Source organism: Cetobacterium sp. ZWU0022 (assembly GCF_000800875.1).
GTDB lineage: Bacteria > Fusobacteriota > Fusobacteriia > Fusobacteriales > Fusobacteriaceae > Cetobacterium_A.
The window spans coordinates 1-539 of record NZ_JRJZ01000058.1; the positions used below are offsets into that span (position 1 = coordinate 1).

Consider the following 539-nt stretch of genomic DNA (forward strand, 5'->3'; position numbering starts at 1 on the left):
TACAGGAACTATATCTGCCACGAATTCTGTGAGTACAGAAACGTAAAAAGCCCCATTAGGTTCTTGGCTAATAGTGGCTGATTTGATTACATAATTTTGAGGTATCGCTCTATGAAATTTAATTTTAACTAAACCTAGCTTAGGAAGTTTTATAGAATTGCCCTCAATTCTAATATTTCCATTTGTAGAAACAGTATTATATGATTTTCTACTAGATTTTTTAGATTTGAATTTCGGAAAATCAGCTCTTTTCTGAAAAAAATTCTTATATGCTGCATCTAAGTTTTTAAGAGATTGTTGTAATGCGATTGAGTCTACATCTTTCAAAAATAGTAATTCATTTTTAAGTAGCGGCAATTCTTTCGCTTGAGTATTGTAAGTTACTGATTTCTTCTCAGATTCATAGAGTTCTTTTCTCTGAGCTAAAAATCTATTATACACAAGTCTAGTACAACCAAAAGTTGCATTGATTGTATTAGCTTGAGTTTCATTAGGATATATTCTATATTTAAAAGCTAAATTATATTTCTTCATAGTTA

At 29.3% G+C, this 539-nt stretch carries 1 protein-coding gene; it reads right to left on the reverse strand.

Translation table 11 applies throughout. The annotated features are described in order from the left end of the window. The coding region (locus L988_RS05465; RefSeq protein ID WP_156111927.1) for an RNA-guided endonuclease TnpB family protein at positions 1 to 539 on the reverse strand (539 nt) is incomplete at both ends.